The following is a 26670-nucleotide window of genomic DNA, read 5'->3' as shown; positions in this document are numbered from 1 at the left end:
ACCTATCATATATAAATCAATTATCGATTCGACCGGAACGATATTTAGCGAATGTTTCCTTTACAGCCTTTTTCAAAGGTTCATTATCCATCGCCTCAACCATTTCATTCTCCATACCTATATAACGGTCTACCTGTTTCCGGTTCCCTTCCTTAACAATAAAATCCAAGAAAGGAGCCTGCCACAGGAAAGCACGAGGCAAATCCCGCAAACTCTTTTCCATGATATCGAGCAAAACATCGATATCCTGACTATTACGGGCTTCCACGTAGCGAAGAGATAAAACAATCTCCTCCTTTTTCTCGAAATCAACGGAAGCAATCTGTCTTTTTATCAAGGCAACCGACTCTGAAACCGGAACGTTAGCTTTAAGGGCCGCCAATCTTTGAAAATAACTATCATATATTCTCTTATCCACGATCTCTTTCCCCACCTGTTTGTCAAATTCAGTCTTGTGGGCTATCAAATAAGCAAATCTCTCGTCCTCAAAAGTGATCTCATCTTGGTCGTAAAGATACCAGTATTGGGACAAACACCTCTCCGCATCAGAGAGTTGTTTAAACTCTTCCCCGGTGATATGTTTCAGTTCGGCATTTCTTTTCGCGTCCTTCAAGGCTACACGATAAGAGGGAAGTTGTTCCTTGCTCAAATTCCCTTGCCGATAGAGTTCGTCCAAGTAAAATTGGGAAGTTTCCTCTTTCGCACCCCGCTTCACGCATTCCAGAAAATCCGTCCCTTTCCGCGCACCCACGATACGATGTTGCAAAGTGCCGTCGGGACGGAGAATCAAAAAGGTGGGATAAGCGGTGATACGAAATTTTCCCCGTAACCGAGGCCCTTCCCCCTTCTCCATATCATACTTGACATTAATAAACTGATCATTGAAAAATTCGCCCATCTCGGGCAAAACGAACACCGTGTTCAACATATGTTTACAGGGACCACACCAACTGGTATAACAATCCATGAAAACCAGTTTGTCTTCCGCTTTCGCTTTATCCAAAGCCTCCTGAAAAGTTAGGTCTTGAAACTGTACTCCTTTCTCTTGCGCGTTCAGTTGAATGAAACACAAAACGATACCACACAATATAACTATCCTCTTCATGATATTTTCTTGTTAAGTTATTTTCCTATTTATCCAATTCCCTCTCCAGCAACGCTTTCAACGCCGGTTCGGAAGGACGGGGAGCGTCTATCATAATCACATTGCCTTTCCGGTCGAAAACCATAAAACGGGGAATGCCTTTAATCTTGTAATCCTTCACGATCTGGCTCCACCCGTCGGCAAAAAGTTGTACGCCTTCCAGCCCTTCCTTGTCGAGAACTTCCAGCCATCTCTGGTGGTCTTTCTTCTCGTCCACGGAAACCCCGATGAAAACGACCTCTTTCCCGTGCATCTCTTTTTCCAATTTTATCAAAGCGGGAATCTCTTCCCGGCAAGGTCCGCACCACGTCGCCCAAACATCAACCACCACGATTTTTCCCTTGAAATCAGACAAGGAAACCATTTTACCATTCCGGTCAGGATAAGTGAAATTTGCCGCCTTGTCACCCTTGTTCCCCACGTAAAGTTTTGCACTGAGTTCATCCATACGCCGGTGATGACTCTCGGTGGTCAGATAACGTGCAAAGTAAGTGACAATCTCATCGTATTTCTCGTACGTCTTTGCCCGTCCGGCATGACGCAACACAATTTCTGCCTTCAACAAATCACAAGGCACCCACCTCAATTGATCGGCAATCGTACTCTTTCGATTTTCCAGCTGTAACGCAAGGGTTGTATATTTTTCTAGATAATCGGTCCCATAAGGTTGTTTCAGCAAATCCGCATTTTTCAATTTATCTTTCGTTACCAAAGTTTTATAATAAACCGGATACTCATCCAAAGTCGGCCGACACCCTTTCCTCACCACCCGATCAATCTTGATTGCGGTCAAGGCGCGCAAGGCAAAATATTCAACATCATAATCCACAGTCTGCTTTAGCAATTCCGCAAACGAACGATTCCGACAATGAATCTTTGACTTAAAAGCCTCGGCCTGAGGCAAAAATTCCATATAATACGGGAATAATTCCTTATAAGTAAAGAAAATATAATCCATGTGATCCACCCTACGACGGACAGGCTCAAACAAGCCTTCCCATTCGGCAAGCAACAGGTTTTCAGGAGAATTACGAGAGGTAATAACGAGAGAATCCTCCAGAATATTGACCTCCGCGTTCATCCCCGCCTCCAAGTAAACACGAATACGCTCACTCGTTTTCTCCCCTCCCACGGTATAAAAACCGGGAGTGACAACTTCCACGGCAAAACCATACCAACCGTTCGCGCCGACACGGGTTTTGCTAATCAAAGTCTCGCCCCCGTCTACCGCTTCATACAAACCGACTTCCTGCATTTTGTCGCGACTGACCAATCCCTTCACTCCCGCGAAAACACTCTGCTCCCGTGATTGAATACGCCGTTTCCCCTTCTCTCCCGCCCAAAGCCCCGGACAGATAAAAGCACAACACGACAAAAGTGCCAATAATACACCAATCCTTCTCATGATAATCAAACTTTTATGAGTCCGTAAAGTCTATAAAGTCCGTAAAATCACAGATGTCCTTCGGACTATATTTATCGGCAGCTTCACCGCCGTAAGCAAAGTGTCCCGCAGGGGTCCATCGACCTTACGGACCTTATAAACTTTATGGACCTTATAGACTCATTTTTTCAATTCCATTTCCAACATCTTTTTCAAAGCCGGGTTCGAGGGACGAGGGGCATCGAACGACGCCACGTTTCCTTTACGGTCAATCACGATAAAACGAGGAATCCCGTTAATACGGTAATCCTTGGTTATCTTACTCCAACCGTTGGCAAACACCTGAATACCACCTAATTTCTCGCTTTCAATAAAATCGAGCCATTTCTGTTTATTTTTGGCTTCATCCACCGATACGCCCAAGAAAACGACATCGGTTCCTTTCATCTCCTCCTCGAGTTTTTTCAAATGAGGAATCTCTTGCTTACAAGGTCCGCACCATGTCGCCCATACATCGATCAACACGACCTTCCCCTTAAAATCGGACAAGGACACATTCTTGCCCCGCACATCCGGATAGGTGAAATCAGCAGCTATCCCCCCGGAACGGGTTTGGTATAGTTTAGTTCCGACAGCCTCGGCACGGGTCTTTAAAGAAGGTGATAGCCAATATTTCCCGAATTTATTCATCCCATCGAGATACTCCTCGTAAGTACGATATTGTGAGAAAAAACGGTCAACAACAAACTCCCCTTTCAACCGATCATTAGGCAAAGCCTCCAAACAGGCTTGCTCGTAAGCCGCCTTGTCGGAAGGAGCGACATTTTTTTGATTCGCGGCAAAAATCGCGTACAACCGCAACATAGTAGTCCCGTTCGGAAAGGCCAGCACGCTCTCGTCAGCAAACTTCTCGGGATTTACAATCTGGTTATAATATGCCGGGTAATCGGATGCTTTCGGATGTTTCGTGCGAGGCGTGTAGAGAAACACTATACCGTAATAATCCGCCGAATAATCTATCCACTCTTTAAGGAGCGCATCGAAAACTTTATTACCGCTCTTCACGCTTGCTTTGAATGCCGGCAACCCATCGACAAATTTCTCGTACTCGGGGAAAAAATCTTCATAGGTAGAAATAATCTTCTGAAAGAACACACTTTTCAACCAAATATTATAAGCATATTCTTGCCACTTATACAATTGCACGTTCTCTTTTGTATTCTTACCCGTCAAAGTAGCTTTATTCTCCCGCAACTCGATGTTAATCTCTTCTCCTCCTTTCACGTAAACAGGGAAATTCATTTTCTCGTCTTCTCCTAACACATAAAAACCGGGCTTTTTCGGTTTCACCAGAAAACCGAAACTGCCATCGGTTTCCACTTTAGCCACAGCGCATACCACGGGTGCACCATCAACGGTTTCGTATAATTTGACTTGCAGCAACCACCGATCCGCGACCTTTCCTTTAATTGCCGTAAACTCTTGGGCAACAAGCATCCGGGTGCAACAAAGCACCAACATCAAAACGAATATCTTTTTCATCTTTTTAAAACATTTATTTCTCTAAAAACAGACAACTATTTTCAATCAATCTCCGACCGAATTCGTTGAATATCAAATCCGGCATTCTTCAGCACGTGTTGTACAAGAATATAGCGTGCTTGCACCAAAGGATACTTCTCGTATTTTGCCTTGAACTCCTCCTCGCTATAATCCAACATGGCATCCAAGTAAGCGGCAAAATCCTCTACGGCAGTCGGAACAAAATAGGCCAATTTATCACCGACTTTACCTTGTGTCAAACCCAACAAACCAAAATTCTCGGGACAATACAATTCCAGATTTGCTTTGTACTCATCGTAATTACCCAATTTCCCCTCCACGAAAGTAAGCATCATTTCAGCGGAACTAAGTTTAGTTTCCCATTTTTTCCGCTCTGCCTCGGTTAAATTCTCATTTTTCAACTGCTCCAGCGCCTCCTCCTTTTGTTGTTCATACTGCAATTTCATGTTTGCATACACTTGCAGATTATTCACACTGGTAAGCCAAGAAACATAGGAAGGTACAAACGTTTCGTAATTCACCCCCCAACACTCTTTCGCTACCGCGGGAGATGCTGAAGTGTTGTTTTCAAAAGCATTAATAACAATATCTTGATAAGTAGACAAATTTTCTTGTAAAGCCACATAACACACCTCATGCAAAAAAGTCCGTTGGATAAGAGAATCCGCATTCTTTTGCTCAAAACAGTTCAAGGCAAAACCAAGTACCCCGAATCCCCGGTACACATACAAAGGCTTCTTCGCTCTCTCCATATCTTGCACGATCAGGACGGCAGGCACGTGCACGTCCGCTCCCTCAATCCATGCAAACAATTTCTCATCCATCAATTCCAACAAAGGAAGCATAGCCTTCTTGCTCTCGGGAGTCGACACATCCGCGGGAGTGTAAGTGATTTTCGTTTGAATATTATTTGATTCCGTCATGTCATAACTTAACCGAAGCACCTCGTAATAGAGTTTCGGGTTTCCGTTCTCGTCTTTCCAACCCCGGTCTTCAGAGCCGATCGTATCCTTGTAAAACACAGCCTTATTGTACTTTTCATACAAGTGATAAATCGCTTCATCCACCTCGTCCATATTCTCCGTCGGGGTAATCACGTACCAATCTTTCACCTCCGTGGGGGTCAACGCATCCTCCTCTGAACACGCCAAAAACATCCCCAGCAACAAAATACAAATAAACCTTTTCATAATGTTTCCTCCTCTTTTTCTTCTTCAAGTACAAAATTTGCAGACACCCCTCTCCGCTCCGGATTTTCCATGTTCCCGTCGCAAAAAGTGATTACACTCTGCGGTATCGGAATCATCCACGACCCCATGCTATTCTCGCTATATGCTTCAAGAGTTGTTTCTCCAACCTTTTCAGCCACGGCCACCCCCTTGTCGTTGGTTGTAATTTGATAACAAACATGTTCTATCGGCTTTTTATCCGGGTAAACCGAGTTCACCGCGTAACGGCGAAGGTCAAACCAACGATGTCCCTCGAAACACAACTCCTTGCGCCGTTCCAAACGCACGAAATCCACCAATTCCTTTCCCCCGCCGGGAATCGTCGGCATCACTTTGTAACGAGACCGGAGCAACTCTTTCAACGTGTTGGCTGCATCACCCTGTCCCAAACAAGCCTGTGCCTCCGCCTTATTCAAAAGCACCTCGCCATAACGCAACCACCCCGCGGAAGCTGCAGGACTTCCCGTGTTCGTGCACACCACGGTATCCATACTCACCGGATCATATTCGGCAAAAGTCATACTCGCCTTATACTTCCTCGGTACCAAATTTTTCTTGTAACGGGTGCGACTGAAAAAACGATTCAATCGATAATCATTCTCGTCAAACAAAGATTCAAACGTGGCAGAACAAGCCCACGACCAAGCATTCTGCTTCACCTCCTGTGTCTGGATCATGATAACTTCTCCCGTTTCCAACAAATGGTCTATATCAATCTTGTTAACCGTTTCTATTTCAGCATCCTCCCCATGAATCCAATACATCACGTACGGTCCGTGGGAAAATATCGTTTCCACGGATTCTATCGTGGCAAAAGATTCGGCAACAGGCAACGAACCAAGTTCCCTTACCCCAAAACCTTCTATCTTATCCGCCGCCTCGATACAATCCTCATACCGTTCCATGTACAAATAAACCCGGCTCAACAAAGCGTAACAAGCCTCGGCACTCGCGATGCGTTTCGACTTACTTGGCGCACTCATCCGTTCAAAGAATTTAATAGCGGTCTTCAAATCGGAAACGATCGTTTCATAAACTTCACCTACCGTGTGGCGGGAATAATACATATCAATCACCTCCTCCGACAACTTCAATGGCACTCCCCATTTGGCATTCGGGTTAGCCTTCTCGTAAGGCGCACCGTATATATTGGTCAACATGAAATAATACCAAGCCCTCAAAAAATAGGTTTCTCCTCCCACTTGATTCAATACCTCCTCTTCCCCTATTTTATTTTTCTCCCTCTGTCTGGGAATCTCCGATATAATAGAATTCAAGACAGCAATACGCTTGTAAAAATCCTCCCACACGGGATCGATATACGATGTACCCAGTATATTCATATTCGGGTCATCCGCCCAACGATAGAATCCGGACATAGTCTGCCAAGGTCTGTTATGAGTGTCTTTCTCTTTAGGATCGGGCGCCTCTTTTAGATCATCATCCATCAAATGAATATACGTCATGAAATCTTTCATCTGCGTGTTGTTCCACGCCTGAGCGACATACTCTCCACCCGGTCTTACAGTCACAGCGGGATCCTGATACCCGCTTCCCAACAACAATTCCTGCAAATCCGCTGCCGTTTCTATATAAGAAAGACTCTGCGAGTACTCGTTCAAGAAATCCTTACATCCCCCGCTTAGCCAGCAAAGGAGCACCGTAAACCACAAAATACTGTATCTTTTCATCATACATCCATTTTAAAAAACAACATTCAAACTAAACGAATACTTCGGTCGAATCGAAATATTTACCACGCTGGAAGTCCCCGATTGTTCCGGCGTCTGCCCTTTCAACTCCTTGCTCGCCCAAGTGTGCAAATTAGAGCCGGACAAAGACAAATACCCGGAAGACATTCCCAACTTTTTCAACAACTCCTTGGGTAACAAATACCGCAAAGTAAGAGATTGCAAACGCACGTAATTACCACTCGCCACTCTGATATCCGAATCATCATACATCGAATATATAGTAGCATTCCCGCTCGGTTCCCAATGATTTCTATACTCGTTTTTATACCACCACCCTTTATCTTGTCCACCGTCAATAGACAATGCCGGTATATCCGTTATCTTCTCGTCACCCGGATTTCTCCAGCGATTCACGAACTCCCGACGCAAATTCTGCATCGGTTTCGGTGACACGGCGCTATATTCCCCGGAAGCGATACGCAACAATCGAATCTTGTTCCCGAAACTATACGTGAAATTAACAGACAACGTGAAACTCCGGTAACCGAAATAGTTACTAACCCCACCTTGAATCACGGGCACCCGGCTTCCAGACTCATCCAAAACCGCCAACCACACGTCCTTCTTACTCAAATTCTTGTACTTTTCATGCAATTCATCAGCCCGGTCCGCTTCCAAGCCTTTGAACGTCGGCTTTCCCTCGCCGTCCAAGCCCGCGTATTTATAAGAAAAGAACGTATTCAAAGGTGTTCCCGCCAACTGAACGGAACCACTCAAAAATTGTGACAACGACAATTCATCTTGCAAAGTTTTATCATTTTTACGCAATTGGTCGTTCAACAACTTATTCAACGTCTGCCCGATCTGGGGATCAAACCTCCACACGAACCCTCTCTTTCCGTTAGACGATACCGACTGGTTTATCGGGACAAAATTCAACGTCAACTCGATACCCTTATTCTCAACATTACCGGAATTAACCACGTAAGAATTTACCCCGTTCACGTTACACACGGTTTTCGACAGGAACGCGTCAATCGTTTTCTTGTAAAACCATGAAACAGAACCTTGAATCTTGTCTTTCAACAAACTGAAATCCAAGCCGGCGTTAAAAGAGTGTGTCTTTTCCCATTTCAAATCGGGATTCGGGAACTTGCTAATCGTCGAAGTATATCCACCCTTAGAGTTACTATATCCACCCTTATTGATAATCAAACGCGTAGGCTGATCGTTCGACATATTTCCTTGGATACCGTATGACACACGCAATGCCAAATTATTGATCCAATTCACGTTCCGAACAATATCCTCCGTCATGTTCCAGCGTCCGGAAAACGACCACACGGGAAGCAACTTCTCGTTACTACGGCTACCGAAAGCATTAGACCAATCCGCACGGGTATTCACGTTAAAAATATACCGGTCTTTGTAACTATACGTCAACGTGAGATAAGCCGACATCGTGTTTGTCAACGATTTAGTATATTTCGGGTGATTGGAAACACTCCACTCGTAGAATTTCGGGTATTTCTCATAATCACCATCGGCAAATCCGGCAAAACTCATCCCGCGGTCTTTATAATACCCCCGTTCCGTGTTCGCCTCTTTCCGGTAAGTCGATGACGACAACTCGTAACCGACAGAAGCATTCGTGAAATGCTCGTTGTCCTTATCCCAATACCGGCTATAATCCGTTTGCAAACGAAGCATATAAGAACTATTACGCGTAGCATTGGTTTTCAGCTCTCCCCCGAAAGGGCACAAACTCTCGGACAACTTATTGCTCTTGTTCTTCAATTGAAGAATATAATTGGAATTTTCCCCGTACCAAGTTTCATCATCAGAAGTACCCATAGAATAAGAGGCAGTACCAACCAATTTCCACGCCTCCGACACCCGGTATTGCAACTGCGCGTTCACGCTCGCACTCTTTTGGGCTATCTTGTATTCAGACTCCTCCATCTCCCGAATGATATTAAACGGCTGATTATTCTTTTGGTACGTGTACAATGCACCCGTTTCCCAACGCAAAGGGATAGCACGGGTCATATTATAAGCATAATTCATAATTCCCAATTCACTCGGATTATATAACTTATCCTGCACGTTACCGGATATCCCGAATTGCATCTGGAATTTATTATGCTGCACCGTTACCCGCACACTTGCCGTGTAGCGTTCGTTCTTTTCCCCGCGAATCTCCCCTTGGTCGTTCGCGTACCCAAATGAAGCGTAATATTTCGCGCTGGTACTTCCCCCGCTGATACTCAACGAATGGTTGTGCGAAAAAGCATCCCGACACAAGATATCAAACCAATCCGTGTTCAACGTTTCATAATAAGCCGAACGTTTTTGAAACTCTTCAAAACTGATCGCACCGTATTTATAATGATCCAAATAAGCCTGCTCGTAACCGATCCAATCCGTGAAACTGTTATACGTTCCGGTATAACGCACCCCCCGCTCCATCAACTCGCGGGAAACATCCACTCTCTCCTTGGAGTTCATCAAGTTCAACCCCTTGTCCGTGTACCTTGGGCGAGTCGAAAAACTTCCCGTCAACGAATAAGACAACTTGGGAGGTCCCACCTTTCCTTTTTTCGTCGTAATAACGATCACCCCGTTAGCAGCCCGCACGCCATACAATGCCGTTGCCGCGGCATCCTTCAACACGTCGATCTGCTCCACGTCGTCCGGGTTCAACCCGGCAATAGCATTACCCAACAAATTCACGAAATCGAGGTCGTTCAATTGTTGCGGATCAATGTTCACCGGATCCTGTTGAATAATCCCGTCTACCACCCACAACGGCTCCTGATTCCCGAGGACAGAAGAAGTTCCGCGTATTCTCAACTTCGGGGTAGCCCCCACCTGACCGCTATTCTGCATAAAAGTCATTCCGGGGATACGCCCCTCCAGCATCTGGTCAAGACGGTTTATACCCGGCACATCAATATCATCCATTTTAAGCGAAGTCACCGCCGCCGTCAAATGCCGCCTGTCAATCTGTTGGTAACCGGTAATAACGACATCTTCCAACTCGTTCACCTTCTCTCTCAACACCACCCGCAAACTATCCGTCTTCTCGTTAAAACTCACCTTCTGGCTCTCGAACCCCACGAAAGAAAACTCCAACGTACCCTTCGTCACCGGAAGTACCAACTCGAATCGCCCCCGGTGATCCGTGGAAGTCCCCATCGTCACGGAAGCCCCCGAGGACAACTTCACCGTAACCCCCGGCAACACTTCTTTCGTACTCTCGTCAACAACCGTACCGAAAATCCGCTTACCCTTCTTCTCGTCCTTTTTCTCGTCTTCCTGCTGAATCACGATCAGATCCCCGCGAAACTTATACGTCAACCCCGTGCCTTCCAACACCTTCTTCAACACGTTCTCCACCGTTTCGTTCTCGACACGCAAAGACAATTGCCCCAACTGATCCGTCTGCTCCGTGTTGAACACGAAATAAAGATTCGTCTGGCGTTGAATCTCATCGAACAATGTCCGTACTGCCACATCCTTCAAATTCAAGCTGACTCGTTCCTGTTGAGCAAATGAATTTGCCGAAACAGAGAAAGTAAAAGCGCACATTAAAATCCAAAAAAATTTCATCACTCTTTCAATTTTTTTTCTCGTACCACAGGGTAATCGAAAACATAATCGTTTTTTTTTCATACATTTGTCGTAATATAAATTAAACACTCAATAAACCCTCACGGTTCCAAGGCGAGGTTTATTGTTTAAATGAGAATGAAACGGAGGGTTTGCCGACCTTCCGTTTTATCTTGAAACACAAACTGTTTTCCCGTTTATAGTAAACACGACACCCGTCGCGTCCGTAATCGCGTGCAAAATCTCGTCTATCTGCTCGTAACGCTTCATATGCCCCGAAAAATGCAACCGCTTCGCGCTCTCCGATTGGAAAAACACTTCCACATCATACCATGCCGAAAGTGTTTCCATAATACTTTCCAAAGACTCCCGCTCGAAAACAAACATCCCTTTTCTCCACAACGTGTACAAATCCGTATCCACTTCCCGCACGTCTACCTTTCCCAAGCCCCGGTCATAGAAAGCCATCTCACTAGGCTTCAACACGTATTCCCGCTCGGAACCCCGCACGGTCACCCCCACCTTTCCCTCGACCAACACCGTGCGCACCCCGTCCTCGGAACTCGTGTTCACGTTAAATTCCGTCCCGTACACCCGTGCCGTCATCTCGTCCGTGACAACAAAAAACGGTCGTTCCGCGTCCTTCGCCACCTCGAAATAAGCCTCTCCTTCCAGATACACCCGCCGTTCTTCCCCCTCGAAAGCCACCGGATATTTCAGTTTTGTCGCGGAATTTAAATACACCCGTGTCCCGTCAGCCAACTGCAATTTAAACTCCCCACCCTTGGGCACTCGCAATATATTCGTGTCAACCCGAGTATTCCCCACGGAATCCGAGTACACCAACTCCCCGGCTGCCTGCTTCACGACTAATTTTTCTCCCACTTGAATCATTTTCTCCTGCTTCCCCTTCAGAACCACTTTCTTCCCGTCGGCAAGTTCCAGAATCACGTCTGTCTTCCGCAATACAGGCAAAGACTTTTGCGCCACCAACGGCTGCTTCTCCTTCCGCCCGGAAGAAATTCCCCACCAAATCCCCCCGACAATCAAGGGTATCATAATAACAGCCGCGTATCTCACCCACGTGCCTATCCTCCGTCTACGACCTAATCCCTGTCCCTCGCGAAAACGCTCCCACGCCCGCTCCGTATCCACTCGTCGAAACACCCCATACTCCTCGGCAAATCGAGTGTCATTATGCAATCTCTCGAAAAGAACCCGGTGTTCCTCCCTTTCTTCCAACCAACTATCCAGCCGTATTTTCTCCCCCGGGGACAACGTCCCGGAAAAATACTTCCGAAGCAAACAACTTATTTCATTTTTATTGGCACTGCTCATGGCGTAATTTCTTATTTACACCAAATACGACCGAGGGTACAAAAAGAGGGTATCCGAATCAAATTATTTTTACCGCGTTCAATAAAAAATACAAATCACCCAATCTTTTCTTCAAATAATGCATCGCGTTTTTCTTGTACGATTTCACGGTAAGTACCGACAATTCCAGCAATCGCGCAATCTCCTCGTTTTTCTTCCCCTCCAGATGCAACTCGAAAACCGCACGGCTCCTTTCCGGCAATCCCTGTACAGCCAAATGCAATTCCCTGTACATCTCCTCCTCCACCAAATCCATCTCCTCCCATTCCTTCCCTTCCCGCAAAGCAACAGCCACGTACCGGTCTACCACCTTCTGGTGTTTCAAATAATCCAGACAACGATTCGACACGGCATTATACAAAAACGCCTTCAACCCGACAAACGAATTGAACTCCTTATCACCCTCCCACATACTCACGAATACTTCCTGAACGACGTCCTCCGCCACATCCTGCCGTTGCACCCGCCTCATGGCATACACTACAAGGTAATTATAAAACCGCCGGAACAACTCATGATAAGCTCTTTCCTGCTTCCCGTTTACCTGTCGTACAAAAACATCATCAACGTCAGCCATGACACTCCGGATAAATAAAACATCACTTCAACGTTACAAATATATAACCTTTTTTCTATCTTTTAGACTCCACCTTCACATTTCAGGCATATAAAACAATCATCACCAATGTTTAATTTCCCCCTACCATTTCATAGAAAAAATCTCAAGCAACTGTTTTCGTTCCAAAGGTTTCGCCAAAAAGGCGTTGCATCCGGCATCCATGGCGCTGATTCTGTCAGAATCAAACGCATTTGCCGTGAGAGCGATGATGGGTATCTCCGCGTCAAACTCTCGTATTTTCCGGGTTGCTTCCAGTCCGCCCATGACAGGCATTTTCATATCCATAAAAATAAGGTCGAACTTCTCGTCACGACTCATCTTTACAGCCTCAACTCCATTCAGCGCACGAACAACATGATACCCCTTAAGAATCTGTCGCACCAGCAAATAATTACTATCATTATCTTCAGCTACCAAAATTTTCAGTTCCCGTGATTTATCCAAAGAAGAATGTTTTTCCGAAAATTGCGTGATAACCGGATCACCATTCTCCTCCATGGATATGGCACAAGGCACCCACGCCCAGAAAGTCGAGCCGACACCGGGAGTAGAAGAACACCCTATCTCTCCCCCCGCACCCTCGACGATAGCCTTGGAAATAGCCAGTCCCAACCCGGTCCCCTGCGCGAACTCGTTCAACTTCTGGAACCGACCGAACAATCTATCCTGCAACTCCCGGGGGACTCCGACACCGGAATCCTCGACATACACCCGGATGCCTCCCCTCTCGATAGAGTATCCCATTTTAATATATCCCGACCGCGTACATTTCACGGCATTGGAAAGGAAATTCATCCACACCTGTTTAAGCCGGTTCCTGTCCAGAAATATCCAACAGTCCGGTCCGGGCTCCAATAAAAATTCGACATCAGGATTCGTGATCTTCTGCGAAATCATCATGTACAACTCATTACACACCTTCGTCACGTTGAAATTCTCTCTCCTACGCTCAAGAACACCCGATTCAATCTTGGAGAGATCAAGAATATCATTAATCAATCGCAACAACAACTCATTATTAGACCGGATAACATTCATGTACTCCTCTTTTTCCGCCGGATCGTCACAATCCACCATCAACCCGGAAAACCCGACAATGGCATTCAACGGCGTACGTATCTCGTGACTCATGTTAGCAAGAAAAGCCGATTTAAGCCGATCGGAAAGTTCGGCTTTCTCTTTCAGTTCCTTTAACTCCCGTGCCACGTTCTCCGATTTCGTGTTATTAAACTTGATTCCGGTATAACGAAGTACACGCCCTCTTTTATCCCTTTCGACCTGCACGCCGGTCACCAGCAAAGTCTGCCACTCCTTATCCCACCTCGTCTTGGAGCGGTATTTAAAAGCGAACTCTCTATCTACCCCCCGGAGCATACAATCGATATTTTCACGAACATGCTCTATATCATCCGGGTGGGTTACATTCAGATACTCCTCGGGAGTGATTGCCTTTTCCGAGAGGAAATCATTTACCGGATCGTTAAACGCCCGGAACTGCTTGCTCTCGACATCAAAATCCCAATAAGACATCCCGACAGTCTTAAAAGTAAGTTCTATCCTGTAATTCCTTCTTCTGAGTTCTTCATCCAACTGGTGAAGTTTGGAAATATTCTGTCTGAATCCCGTGAATCGCACAATATTACCCTCTTCGTCCCGTTCGAAAGGAACACCCGTAACACTGAAATATTGCCATGTTTCATCGTACTTGGTTTGCATGCGACAAGTAAAATCAATCGTAAGATCTTCTCCGGACAACATCGACTGGATAGCATCATTGAAAACAGAACAATCTTCCGGGTGGACTACCTCCATGTATTCGGAAACAGTCACAAGCTTATCACTGGCATAATCATTAATCGGGTCATTATAGGCTTCAAACTTCCGTGTCCGTATATCAAAATCCCAATGAACAATACTATTGAATTGCATCGCCAACTCCCGCTTCGCGAGCAAATCCTGTGTTCTCTTTACCATCCGCACTTTATCCGTCACATCCATTTGCGTTCCGACAATCAACCGCTTTCCGAAATGCTCCATCGACAATCGCATCCGGCTCTCGTAATAACGGTATTGTCCCTCCCGCTCGTCATAGAAACGCACCGTTATCTGCCCTTGTTGAATTTCTTTATCTATCAATCGGGAAAAAAGTTGCATCAACGGGACATGATCCTGAGGATGCAATTTCACCAGTAACTCGGCAAGAGTCACACCATCTTCCACGATAGCCTTGCCATATAAAGTACCGAATACCTTCTTATCCACATCATACACCCAAGACGACATATTAGCCGTATCCATCGCCATCTCCATATCCTTCTTGCTCTCTTCCGTGTGAAACTCGGCTTCCTTCACGGCAGTAACATCATTCGTGAGTAATATATGCCCTATAATACTTCCCTTCTTGTTCCGCACCGCGACAATCCGCACCGCGTAAATCATGGTATCCCGATTTTTACTCTTGAAATAGGCATTGCTATTTATCTTGTCGAAGTCATACTCGAACTCCAGTTCAATCTCCTCTCCTCCCCGGACTTTTGCCTCCAACACTTCATCCATATAAGGACTATTGAAAAGATTAACCGTACCGACCACGGTATTCCGGTCCTCAACACCATATATACGCAAGGCACTATCATTTATAAAACGCAATATCCCCCGTGCATCATAAATCTCAACCCCCATGGGTAAATCAATACATACACTTTCCGTGAACAAAAACTGTTCATCCATTAATTCGGACACTTCCTCTTCAAAAGACAAATTACCATCCTCCCGAGAAGGCATTTCACGTTCTTTCATTATTCCTCTATTTTCGCCGGCACAACAGATGTGCTATATGTTTACACTCAAAATTCCTTCCATCCCCTTACGACAAGGGTATCTATCGTGCAAAGATAGAACAAAATAGGATAAATTCAGTCAATCACGAGTGATAATTATGAAAGATTACCTTCTCCAATTTACAAGACAATTACCCCCATACAAGATATTCCATTTTTAGCACCCGACTTTTCTATTTTTTATCCTTATCTTTGTCCCGTCAATTAAAACATATTATTATTCGATTTATGGATTTCAGCATCAATATAAAAGAAATATTCACCGCCTTCATGGTACTCTTTGCTATTATCGATATCACGGGTTCCACCCCAATCGTCATCGGTCTTAACAGTACCGGGAAAAAAGTCAACGCAGCCCAAGCGTCAGGAATATCTCTGGTTATATTTATCGCTTTCTTTTTTGCCGGGGACGGGTTATTGAGATTATTCAACATCGACATACCTTCTTTCGCGCTGGCGGGAGCGCTAGTACTTTTCGTGCTTGCCATAGAAATGACTTTCAACATCGAAATATTTCAAAACGACGGTCCGGAAGGAGCAACCACATTCATCCCCGTCGTGTTCCCGCTTATCGCCGGGGCAGGAGCCTTGGCAACAACCTTAACCCTCAAAGCCGAATGTAGCCCCTTGAGCATCATCATCGCCATCATCCTCAACATGCTCGTCGTCTACGTCGTCCTGCGCAACGTCTACCTCGTGGAGCGCATCTTGGGTAAAAGCGGTGTCTACATCCTGCGAAAATTCTTCGGCATCATCCTGCTTGCCATGTCCGTGAAAATTTTCACCTCCAATCTTAATATTCTACTGGAATCCCTGCACTAATCAAAAACAAGAAATCCCTGTTCCCCCGAAAAAACATTACATTTAACATCTTTTAATATCAAAATCGGAGAAAAAGTGCTCCAATTTATATTTTAATAGAAAAAGGAAGCTACTAATTCCCGTGAAAACACGTCTATCACAATGCCGTTCCCTTCGACGGGACAAAAAATCTACCCGGGTCAACACCTTCCAAAGTAAGCAGATGAACTTTTTTAGCAATACCTCCCGCGTATCCGGTCAAACTGCCATTACAACCGACAACACGATGACACGGTATAATAATACTGATCGGGTTATGCCCCACGGCACCTCCCACCGCTTGAGCCGACATATTCCGCACCCCCTTTTGCCGGGCAATTTCTTCCGCGATATCCTTGTAAGTTATCACTTTACCGTAAGGAATTTCCCTTAATATTTCCCACACGGCAAGACGAAAAGGCGTGCTATCCAAATGCAAATCGGGAGTGAAACCGGGCTCCTTACCGCCGAAATAACAATCCAACCACTCTTTTGTCCGCACGAAAACAGGCAAAGACTTCTCTTCATGCTCCGCCGACAACGTATCGGCAAAGTATTTCTGACCGTCAAACCATAGTCCTGTCAAACTATCACCATCACTGGCAATCGTTATTCCACCCGCGGGCGAAAGATATTTACAAGTGTATTGCATAGCGTTATAGATTAAAAAAACATCTGATACTTACAAAAGTAAAGATTAATTCTTAACAAACAAATTTCTATTTCTTCCCCAATACTTATCACCCTTTGTAACTTTTCACTACCTTTAAACGTCCTATTAAAAAATAATAATCATGAAAAAAATTACATTCATCCTCTTCATGTTCTGCTTCGCCCTCACCGGAGCCATCGCACAAGAACAAATCACGATTTCCCGTTTCCAAGGAGAAAGAATCACCGGAATCGAAGTCCACGGGGCATTCAAAGTTACCGCCAGACAAAGCGACTCCACCGGGGCATCGGTCACCATTCCCGCCCGACTGGAAAAGCAACTAAATTTCACGCTAAAACAGGACGGGATACTACTCATTACCTTTGAAGGTAAAATCAAAGGAAAAAACAACGAGAAATTCACCGCCGAAGTCAACCTGTCCGCGTTAGAAAATGTCGAATTGACCGGAGCCTCCTCCCTCACCTTGACCGGAGAAATCACCGCGAACAACTTCAAGGCGAAAATTGTCGGCGCTTCCGCCATGAAGTCAACCGCCCCCATCCGCGTAAATCAAGAAGCAGAAATACACTTGGCAGGAACGTCAAAAATATCCGGTGAACTCACCGCCCCCGTGATAGCTTTCAGAATATCGGGAGCCAGCAACCTCACCCTCGCGGGCAAAAGCACGGAAGGCAACATTGAAGTAAACGGAGCCTCTCGCGCGAACCTTGACAACTTCCGGATCGACAATGCCACCATCGAAGCCTCAGGCTCTTCCCACGTCAACATCAACGTCGTGAAAGAACTTAGCGCCAAAGCCTCCGGGGTATCCTCGATCACGTACTCCGGCAACCCGAAAATCATAAAACTCGATGCCACGGGAGTATCCAAAATAAAGAAAGACAATTAATAACACACGAAAGAAATTATACCAAAACAAGACTCCCCGCGAATCTCTTCGCGGGGAGTGAAGGTGGTCCTAGATTCGGACCTACGTTCTGGTTGCAAATTATTTAGTTCGGTTTTACAGTTACCGTTACCTCTTTCGTGATCGTCTTCCAATTATTCTCTATCGTGATCACAACAACAGCTTTCACTTCTTGGGACAAAGCAGTACTTGTATTTCTCCAAGTCAACTTGCCCTCGTTAATAGAGAATCTGTCATCTGCACCTTTCAACGAGTATGCAATAGCAGAAGCACCATACATGCCGCCATCGGGTTCAATTGCATTCTTACCGCTTTCTTCATCCTTCTTGATAATATTCACGATCTCTCCGGCACGGTTATCCACATTCAAAGCAAGAGTTAACAACTTATCGATATCCAACGTCACACCACCTTGATCACCGGAAGCCGTGGCATCCAACATGGTCAACTTGTCTTCCCCGCTTACCGTGAAGGATTTGATCGGGTTTTCAAAGGTCACGTCGATCTCCTTCTCATCAACAACAAGCGATTCATCCTCTGCATTCACCAGTTGAGCAACAATCTTACCGCTTACATTTCCACCGATAGCGAGATTCTTCGGTGCCATTAACTTAGCTTCATTGCCTTCTACCTTTACCTTAGTTTCACCGGCTTTGTTCACGTATTTTACTTTCACGCCCAAATCAGCATTGATATTAAACAACTTGCTCAAATCGGATTTAAAATCTTCGGTAGTCTTATCAACTTTGATCGTGATAGCATCCGCTCCCTTCTGCCAGTATTCCGCCACTTTCCATGCTTCCAAGAACTTGATCTCGTGAACAGAGATCGTGAATTTAGTTTCGCTCATAACTTTAACTGTTGGACTCACCGTGTTCGTCACAGTCATCACCACATTGTAAACACCGTCCTTGGTTCCCGCATTCACTGTAATTTTCGGTGTCGCGGACAATTTATCAAATGTAGTAAAGTTAGCCGTAGCATCATTACCGTTCTTATCCGTTACCTTGAATGCCACTTCCACGTTATCAGCCGTTGTCACGTCAACGTTGAAATGCGTATTGAACTGGTTGATTGCATTTGCCTCAAGAGCAAGAGCAATTTCCCGTGCAGAGCCGTTAAAGTTATCTACAACTACATCCTTGATCAAATTCAATTGTTTGATATCCTCTACCATCTTCACTTTAATTTCTTGTGTACCGACGGTAAGGTCGCCTACTTTAGCAATCACGCTGAAAGTAGCCTCTGCACCTTGCGCTTGGAAAGTAACATCATTCACCTTAATCGTGGTTCCCTCCACCGCGAAAATATTCTTGGAAGATACACCGGGCTCCAAAGCCTCTTTCACCTCGAAAGTCGGGGCAGCAAAACCATAAGACTCGATAGTACGAAGTTCTTGTGCGGCAGCTTCTTTAATCTTAGCCTTCACGAAAATATTTTCCGCGATATTCACGCTCTTGCCCGCAACACGAATCAATTCAAACACCGGTGTCTCACCTTCCCCGACAACAACTTCTTTCCCGTTAGCCAATTTCATAAATTGCGGTGTTATTTCTTGTCCGGCAGGCTTAAATTCAGTATAATTGGAATAGATTACCTTTCCCGTGTAAAGATTCTCAACTCCGGCAGCCAACGTGTAGGCGTCTTCCGATGTTAAATCCACATTTTCAAATTTGAAATCGGCATACACCAATCCATCCTCTTCGTTTTGTTTCGCATTCAATAACGAGAATACCGGTCCGGCACTTCTTGAAAGTTTGAATTGATCCATCACTTCCAGCATCTTGAAATCCGTTCCCAATGTAGCTCCTTCCGGGTTCACGCGGAAGCGCAATTGACTGGCTGTCGCGTACAAGGGTTCATCATCTTCATCTGCACCCGCTAATTTATAAACCTTTAGATCACCACCCTCGGTCATCGGTACTAAAGTCACCGAAGTTACCTGTATCTTGTTAATATGAAGCGGGATAACAACATCCTCGTAAACAATGCCGTTGACATCCACCTTGATACCATTCGTTTCCTCATCATAAGCCGGTATATGGATTGTCATCGTTCCATTTTCCACATCTTTCTTCATGTAAACACCGGGAACCAAAGCTTCGGTCTTTTTACCGTTCACGTACAAGTACCCGTCGCTACCTACCTTAAATTCATTCGGCACGACACTTCCGATAGCACCTTGCGTGAAATCTTCATTCGGGTTCAAATACAACACACCATCCTTGATCTCGAAATTCAATGCAGGTACCTCCCCGGTTACTTTCGTGCCCGTGCTGGTCCACGTATTGCCGTCTTTCGTGTATTCCAACTCTCCGTTCACGGAATTTACCCGGAATTGTAGAGGAGTCAAGTCAGCATCATCGCCTTTCTCGCCCTTGAGTTCCTTCTCGATCGTCTGGTCACCAATCTTGATCACCAACTTCGTACCCTCAAATTTAATTTCAGGAGTCAAACCGTCCGTTCCGGAAACTTTTCCCATGTCTTTCTCGTTGACAATCAAATGTCCCTCTTCAACACGGAAAGTAAAGTCATCCACTGAAAGTACCTTGTCCCAAACCACCTTCGAGGTTCCGTCTGCATAACTTGCCACCAATTTACCATCCTGAATCTCAAATGTCGGAACAGGAGCAACCGCTCCATCGTTTCCATCATTGCCATCTTTCCCGTTCGTGATAGGATAAGATTTGCCATTAGACAATTTTACAACGATGCCATTACTCGTTTCTTGCACATCGACCAGTATCGCTCCGGCATCAACCGCACTTTGAATATCTGCAATCGCTTTTTTGTTCGCCTCGATGGCTTCCTTGTTTTCAGTAATTTGTTTTTGCAAATCATCAATATCGTCATCGTAATCTTTACAACCAACGAATGAAGGACTCGCTAATCCCAAAATCAACATTCCGAAGAGTGCCTTTTTTACATAATTCCATTTTCTATTCATACGTATAAAATTAAAATTGGTAATTAAAAATCTCATTTCTATATCATCTAAATACTTTAATTACTATTATCGAATTTGTTCGTGTTTTAACAAATCTGTCATATCAATAATCATTCGTTTTAAAACACATGTAAACAAATGACAATCAATGCGATACACATGCAAAAGAAGGCACATTCAAATACACTACATGCCTGATAAAAAGGATATTAGCAGAAATAGATTTACAATTATCCATCATAAATAATCATTAATAGAAGAGTTTTACCTGGTTTAGGCAGAAAATAACCCACAATTTCTTTCAGTGGAAAATTTCATTAACCGGGTAAAATATATCTGTAAAAACAAACAAGAAAAGATTAATCACGATTTTAAAGACATCTTCTATTGCTTTAAAATAAAGTCATTGTGTCGATTTTTATCACAAATGCAAATATATTTTGCTAAAATATGAAATTTTCTTTGTTGATATTTTCATATTTAATAAATAATCGTACATTTGCAGTCAATAAACGAACATTTATTGATATTTTTTCATTAAAAAATATGCGTATTAATTTTAGCAATCAATAGTTAAGAAAACCCTAGACGCTTAGTTCCCCAAACGGTTCTCCTATAACTTTCATTCGCCAGATAAAACTTTTTTATTAGTCAACATTACTCCGGGTGACACACGCACACCGAATCGGAAACATCCTTCCCGTCGGCACCCGCCGCAAACACGTAAACGACAAGCTCGTCTGCCTCGACATTTCTCGGGAAATCCACGCTCGTGCCGATAGCCTCTCCCCGTGTACCCAATTCCACCACGCGGCAACGCTTGTTCCGTACACCAGCCACCACGCCATAAATTTTATCATCCAAGAAACAATCGATCAATTCGAGTTGCTCCCCCGGGGAGGTGAAATGCACCTTCCGGTTCTCCGCGTCCACCTCGGCACTAACCGATGGCGGTACCAACTGCCCGGCTGCTACCCGCAATTTCCGGTAATCGATCTCGCCACGGAACTCCCGTCCGGCTTTCTTGCGCACACTGATCGGTTTCTCCGGGTCAACCCTCTCCACTTCCACGGCATTCGTCACGTTCGCGCTCACGAACCCGTTGAACCCCTCCGGATAGCCGTTTCCCCCGGGAAATCCTAACCGAATGGCGACCATCAACCATCGTTTTCTTTCTGTCGTCGTGGCGAAGGCTATCGACTGCCGTTTCTGCACCTCCCCGTTCGGCTTACGCTTCAACCCCGCACTCTTGCAATAGTTCTTCCCGTTCTTCCGCACGTAGCCAATCACGTTCCCGTATTTCCCCCGTATTTTTCCTACCGGATTCACAAATTCTGCCATACTCTTTCTGTTTTAAAATTTCTCTCTGCAAATATAACCATTTTATTCTAAAACCATGCTATTATTAGGCAATTACACATATTAATCCGGCTTTAATTCCGGAACAATTCCGTATGAATTCCGTCATGAACGCTATACGAACCCTATATGAACGCTATACGAACCCTATTTATAATAGCGTTCATAAAGGAAAACTATTGCATAACTAAAATATTTTAAGTACTATTGTACCGGAATTGATACGGAATTAATACTTAAATCATATAGGCTATGGATAGAAACTCATCTTTACTAGCGGCTTTACTAGCTAACGGACCTCTAAAAATGGACGGCGTCACGTATTACCTGTACGGGGGAACCATACGGAAATGCAAATCCAAACGAGGCCCCAAGAAATCCAGAACAGAAGGAGAAGAGAAATCTTCCAGCCAATTCACCGAGGTTCGGAAGATGTGGCGAATATACCGCCGTGCTACCGGGGGGTTGCCAATATGGCGCACGTGGGCAAGGGCAACGGGGATATCCAAAAGCGACTCGGCATTCCACTCCGTGAACGGCGGATGCCTCCGCCCGGGCAAAGGCGTGTGGGCGTTCCCGACATTCCGTTTCTCCATGGGAACCTTGGAAGCCCCGGTGATTACCGATGTAGCACGAGATGGCTGGAGCGTTACTCTCCGCTGGGAAAATGACGCCGACCGACCGAAAGCAAGCGCCTCGGATCAAGTGTACCTCGGGTACTTCTACAACACGCAACCCCGTTCCCCGCAAATGATTACCTGCCACAACGCGCACCGCGGTGACGGGGAGGTAACCATGGAAATCCCCGCGGCAGGACAACCGGACGGAACGCCACTGCATCTATATTTGTTCTTCGGCAACGAGAACCCGGATCGCTTTTCACCGAGCGAATACGCGGGCATCTAGCTGTTTTTGCCCCGGTAATTTGCAGACAGGTAATCGAGAAGAATTTGGACTTGGTTGCGACGCGAGTATTGTTTTATCTTGTCCCAATCTCGCGGAAGCACCTCCTTATTCTTCCATATCTGATAACATTTCATGATCATATTTTTAATTCCCTCTTTATCGGCGTCGTCAACGATAAACCCGGCTTTTGTTTCGGCAAGTAGCGGGGCAACCACATCGTTAGGGTCGTACAAAGCTAAAATAGGTTTATTCGTGGCAAGATAATCGAACAATTTACCGGAATACACTCCTTTCCGCCCGGAGCTATGCACCATCACGAGAGTATCAACCTCGGTCGTGGATATCCTGATCGCTTCTTCATGAGGCACAGCCTTACATTGAATCACGTTCGACGATATCCTGCCGGGTACATCAACATGCCTGTGATTTCCAACTATTTTAATCCGACTGTTTTCGGGTAGTCTTCCCTCCTCGATTAATTCGGAAAAGGCGTTAAACAGATTATCCGGAATAGCCATTCCATAAAACCTACCTATATAGCCCATCGTGAATTGGGATTGAAAATTCACTTCATGACACTCCTCGTAATCATATCCGTTTCTCACTTCCAAAAACCGCTCGTGTGAACACATCGTCTTAAAATCATCAATAAGGGGCTTCGACACGGACAATACCAAATCTGCCTTCTCGAGTATTTTACGTTCATAAAACGAGAGCCGTTTCGCGTATATTTTGGAATAGACAGGATGTTTTGACATTTCGTCACGCATGTCAGCAACCCAAAAGAATTTGTATCCTCTCTTTAACAATTTCATCACGAGTGCGTGAGGAGTCAAAGGTCCGAAAGAACTCAATACCACATCGAAATCATTCCTTTGAAATAATTCTTCTATTTTTTTATAGGCCTTGGCACGCCAAATACAGGGTCCCTTCAAAAATATTCTTGCTTCTAAAGCCCTAACCACTCGTCTTGGAGTCCATTTTTTATTTAACTGTATTTGTTTAAACAAATACGCCGGAGTCATCATCGGATCTTTAATATAGTAAACTTCACAGCCATTCCACAAGGCGGTTTCATCACATTCTCCCTCGGTCACGACCGTTACCGAATGCCCCGCTTCATGAAAATATTTAGCGAACGAGTTAATTCGAAAAGAGGCAATTCGATTGTAAGGATAAAAATGCTTTGTGATAATTAGAATATTCATAGTCAATTTCATTTTCATGGATTCGTTCGCGGGGATGACACCAACGGTTTCAACAGCCTCACGTAATTAATCCCCGCGATATATGAAAGAGGCAGATAGACAACAACCGATATCAAAAATCCCGAGAGAAGAACCGGAAAATCACGGGTAACTCCCGTTAAATTTACCGCACAACTCCCTAAAAAACACGAGAAGACAGACACGAATAGAATTTTGGACATGGATTTCCATGGCATCAATCCCGAAAGCCCGGTGTTCAGGAGCCGTGCCGTACTTACCATTAAAACCACAAGACAAAAGACCGTGGTTGCCGTTGCAATGATAGCAATCGCAGACAAAGACGGGAAAAAGGTAACGCAAAGGAAATCAAGCCAGAGCAATAGTACCGCCGTGACCAAGTGGGCGTTGGCAAATATCTTGCCTTTGCCTAACGCGAACATTATCGGTCCGTACGGCACGATACGCACCAAATTTACTATCGTGACAATCCGGAATAAACCGGCGACTTCACGATAAGCGGTCCCGTATAACACCCCCATTATTTCCGGGGCAAAAATGCAACAATAGACGGTAAACGGATATATTACCGACGCAGACTTAAGCACCACGTTTTTCCAAAGTACCAGATATTGCCCGCTACCGGAACCGTCCTTTGTCATCCGGGAAAATTCCGGTAATAAAATACCGGAAACGGCACCAATCATTATCCCCGCTACCGGAAGTTCCTTGTAACCGTTCGCGAACATAGCGAATTCTTCCACCCCAAAGTAGCGGCTCACGAAAAATTGGCTCGCGGAACCAATGACAAATCCATACAAGCTCGAAGAAAACACCGGCATCGAGAAGCGCAATATATCCGCGATAGTCAAATCCGTTCTTCCCCGTGTTACATTCTTAAAGGGCAATGACAAGAGTCGCATACCAACGAGAAAGGAGCCAAAAGAAGCGAGCACCAACCCGATAACTGCCCCGGGAACCCCGGTATTGAAAACAATCACGGGTATCACGGAACAAAGTACGCTGAAAGCGCGACTCAACAGCACGTACACCAGCACAACACGTGCCCTCCCGTACACGGTCAATACGCGCTCGACGCCCAATACCTGCATCAATAGCAAGGGAGTTATGGCAAAATATTTCAAATTATCGGTTAGCAACGGGTTGCCAAGTAATTCGGCTATCCGTGATGCCCCCGTGAACAAGGTGACTGAAAAGACGGAAGAAAGTCCCCAGAATAACACGCCGAGTTTGCGAATCACCGCCTGCCCTTCTTCTACCGGGACACGTGCAAGAAAGTAAGAATACGCACCGGGAAGCCCGAAGGAAAAGATCATCAACAAAGTCGAGTAAATATAAACAACCTGACGATACGTGCCATACTCGACAGCAGTCATATATCGGCTAAGGATAGCCGATATGACCAATGTCATGCATAATGACAAGGCATTAGCCAGCGCCAACCATAACGCTTGCGCCGTTCTACTGTTATCCGCCACGAAACTCCTACACATCATGTTTCAATTCACGAGCATGTATACAGTTATAAACTACAGTATCTAAATGTTTTACAATATCCCTTCACATACAATCAACATAAAGTTGCATGGTTGAAGAACAAACATACAAACGTAATAAATTATCCGAGATATGCAAAAAATATGAAGTTGCATGGTTGAATAATAAATATATAACGTAACAAATTATCCGAGATATACAAAAACATGGCGCATGTACCGACATTTTAGGTATCTTTGTCTTATTGTCACAAAAAAATAAACGGATTTCCAAGGAGAAAAGGAGTTGTTCGAGGGACTGGCGATAGAGGCGTTGGAAAAGGATTGGGTGCGCAGACCGGTGTTACATCTCGATCTGAATATCGGGAAATAAGATTCTCCGGACAGCTTGGATAAAATCTTGAACGAGGCTCTGATGAAATGGAAAATAATCTACGGTACCGAAGTTGGGGAAAGTACTCTCGCCTTGCGCTTCAAGGGAGTCGTGGAGCGCGCGTGCATGCAATCTGGAGAACGTGTTGTTCATCGTTTTCAAACTGGTGGGATTCTACACGAAAACGGAATACCGTACCTCCGAGGGACGAGTGGATTTAGTGGTAAAAGCAGCAGATTATATCTACGTGATGGAATTTAAATTGAACGGTACGGCGGAAGAAGCACTACAACAAATCGACGACAAACGTTACGCCCTGCCTTTTGAAACGGACAGCCGTAAATTGTTCAAAATCGGGGTGAATTTCAGTGCCAAAACCCGGAATATCGAAAAGTGGATCGTGATTCCGGCGAAATAGTATCCGGAGCACTTTTTCACCGGGCAAATACGCGGGAGTATAAAAAAGAGAAAGGACAAGAAA

General features: G+C 45.0%; 17 protein-coding genes and 1 pseudogene. 4 read left to right on the top strand and 14 right to left on the bottom strand.

What is annotated here, in order from left to right; translation table 11 throughout:
• Positions 1-16: 16 nt before the first annotated feature.
• The 9 genes from L0M98_RS09915 to L0M98_RS09875 form a co-directional block, all read right to left on the bottom strand.
• Positions 17-1105, bottom strand: a complete 1089-nt coding sequence (locus L0M98_RS09915) for a thioredoxin family protein (protein WP_227215737.1) — start codon at positions 1103-1105, stop codon at positions 17-19.
• 25 nt (positions 1106-1130) lie between these two features.
• Positions 1131-2549, bottom strand: coding sequence for a TlpA family protein disulfide reductase (locus tag L0M98_RS09910; RefSeq protein ID WP_227215738.1), 1419 nt, complete (start codon positions 2547-2549; stop codon positions 1131-1133).
• Positions 2550-2708: 159 nt separating this feature from the next.
• A complete protein-coding gene (locus tag L0M98_RS09905) occupies positions 2709-4070 on the bottom strand; it encodes a TlpA family protein disulfide reductase (RefSeq protein WP_227215739.1) in 1362 nt (453 codons plus the stop codon).
• Positions 4071-4111: 41 nt separating this feature from the next.
• A complete protein-coding gene (locus L0M98_RS09900) occupies positions 4112-5281 on the bottom strand; it encodes a hypothetical protein (protein WP_099290933.1) in 1170 nt (389 codons plus the stop codon).
• Positions 5278-7014 (bottom strand): RagB/SusD family nutrient uptake outer membrane protein, encoded by a 1737-nt coding sequence (locus L0M98_RS09895; RefSeq protein ID WP_227215740.1) that lies wholly within the window; start codon positions 7012-7014, stop codon positions 5278-5280. Before L0M98_RS09895 ends, L0M98_RS09900 begins: the two co-directional genes overlap by 4 nt.
• Before the next feature lie 9 nt (positions 7015-7023).
• Positions 7024-10626, bottom strand: a complete 3603-nt coding sequence (locus tag L0M98_RS09890) for a SusC/RagA family TonB-linked outer membrane protein (RefSeq protein ID WP_227215741.1) — start codon at positions 10624-10626, stop codon at positions 7024-7026.
• A 168-nt stretch (positions 10627-10794) separates the two neighbouring features.
• Positions 10795-11964: a FecR family protein gene (locus L0M98_RS09885; protein WP_227215742.1), complete on the bottom strand. Its 1170-nt coding sequence runs from the start codon at positions 11962-11964 to the stop codon at positions 10795-10797.
• Positions 11965-12022: 58 nt separating this feature from the next.
• Positions 12023-12580, bottom strand: coding sequence for an RNA polymerase sigma-70 factor (locus L0M98_RS09880; RefSeq protein ID WP_099290936.1), 558 nt, complete (start codon positions 12578-12580; stop codon positions 12023-12025).
• Between the two features lie 123 nt (positions 12581-12703).
• Entirely contained in the window at positions 12704-15421 is a 2718-nt protein-coding gene (locus tag L0M98_RS09875) for a response regulator (protein ID WP_227215743.1), read from the bottom strand.
• Positions 15422-15690: 269 nt separating this feature from the next.
• Between L0M98_RS09875 and L0M98_RS09870 the strand changes: the two genes are divergently transcribed.
• Positions 15691-16284, top strand: coding sequence for a MarC family protein (locus L0M98_RS09870; protein ID WP_227215744.1), 594 nt, complete (start codon positions 15691-15693; stop codon positions 16282-16284).
• A 136-nt stretch (positions 16285-16420) separates the two neighbouring features.
• Here the strand turns inward: L0M98_RS09870 and L0M98_RS09865 are convergent, their stop codons facing one another.
• The gene (locus L0M98_RS09865) at positions 16421-16954 is read right to left on the bottom strand and encodes a methylated-DNA--[protein]-cysteine S-methyltransferase (RefSeq protein ID WP_227215745.1); all 534 of its coding nucleotides are present in this window, start codon (positions 16952-16954) and stop codon (positions 16421-16423) included.
• A gap of 142 nt (positions 16955-17096) precedes the next feature.
• Between L0M98_RS09865 and L0M98_RS09860 the strand changes: the two genes are divergently transcribed.
• Positions 17097-17864, top strand: a complete 768-nt coding sequence (locus tag L0M98_RS09860; RefSeq protein ID WP_227215746.1) for a head GIN domain-containing protein — start codon at positions 17097-17099, stop codon at positions 17862-17864.
• A gap of 103 nt (positions 17865-17967) precedes the next feature.
• Here the strand turns inward: L0M98_RS09860 and L0M98_RS09855 are convergent, their stop codons facing one another.
• Both L0M98_RS09855 and L0M98_RS09850 read right to left on the bottom strand, forming a co-directional pair.
• Positions 17968-20829, bottom strand: a complete 2862-nt coding sequence (locus L0M98_RS09855) for a hypothetical protein (protein ID WP_227215747.1) — start codon at positions 20827-20829, stop codon at positions 17968-17970.
• 657 nt (positions 20830-21486) lie between these two features.
• Positions 21487-22170, bottom strand: coding sequence for a hypothetical protein (locus L0M98_RS09850; protein WP_186974579.1), 684 nt, complete (start codon positions 22168-22170; stop codon positions 21487-21489).
• 270 nt (positions 22171-22440) lie between these two features.
• Here L0M98_RS09850 and L0M98_RS09845 point away from each other — a divergent pair, with 270 nt between their 5' ends.
• Entirely contained in the window at positions 22441-23094 is a 654-nt protein-coding gene (locus L0M98_RS09845; protein ID WP_227215748.1) for a hypothetical protein, read from the top strand.
• Here L0M98_RS09845 and L0M98_RS09840 read toward each other — a convergent pair.
• Both L0M98_RS09840 and L0M98_RS09835 read right to left on the bottom strand, forming a co-directional pair.
• The gene (locus tag L0M98_RS09840; protein WP_186974580.1) at positions 23091-24302 is read right to left on the bottom strand and encodes a glycosyltransferase; all 1212 of its coding nucleotides are present in this window, start codon (positions 24300-24302) and stop codon (positions 23091-23093) included. The genes L0M98_RS09845 and L0M98_RS09840 overlap by 4 nt on opposite strands.
• Positions 24303-24316: 14 nt before the next feature.
• Positions 24317-25816, bottom strand: a complete 1500-nt coding sequence (locus L0M98_RS09835) for an oligosaccharide flippase family protein (protein WP_186974581.1) — start codon at positions 25814-25816, stop codon at positions 24317-24319.
• 509 nt (positions 25817-26325) lie between these two features.
• Between L0M98_RS09835 and L0M98_RS22685 the strand changes: the two are divergent.
• A pseudogene (locus L0M98_RS22685) lies at positions 26326-26607 on the top strand (PD-(D/E)XK nuclease domain-containing protein); the annotation flags it as partial.
• Between the last annotated feature and the right edge of the window lie 63 nt (positions 26608-26670).

Source organism: Butyricimonas sp. DFI.6.44, assembly GCF_022132345.1.
Classification (GTDB): Bacteria; Bacteroidota; Bacteroidia; order Bacteroidales; family Marinifilaceae; genus Butyricimonas; species Butyricimonas muris.
The sequence above is the reverse complement of the archived record's forward strand: the minus strand, read 5'-3'. Positions and strand labels throughout refer to the sequence as shown.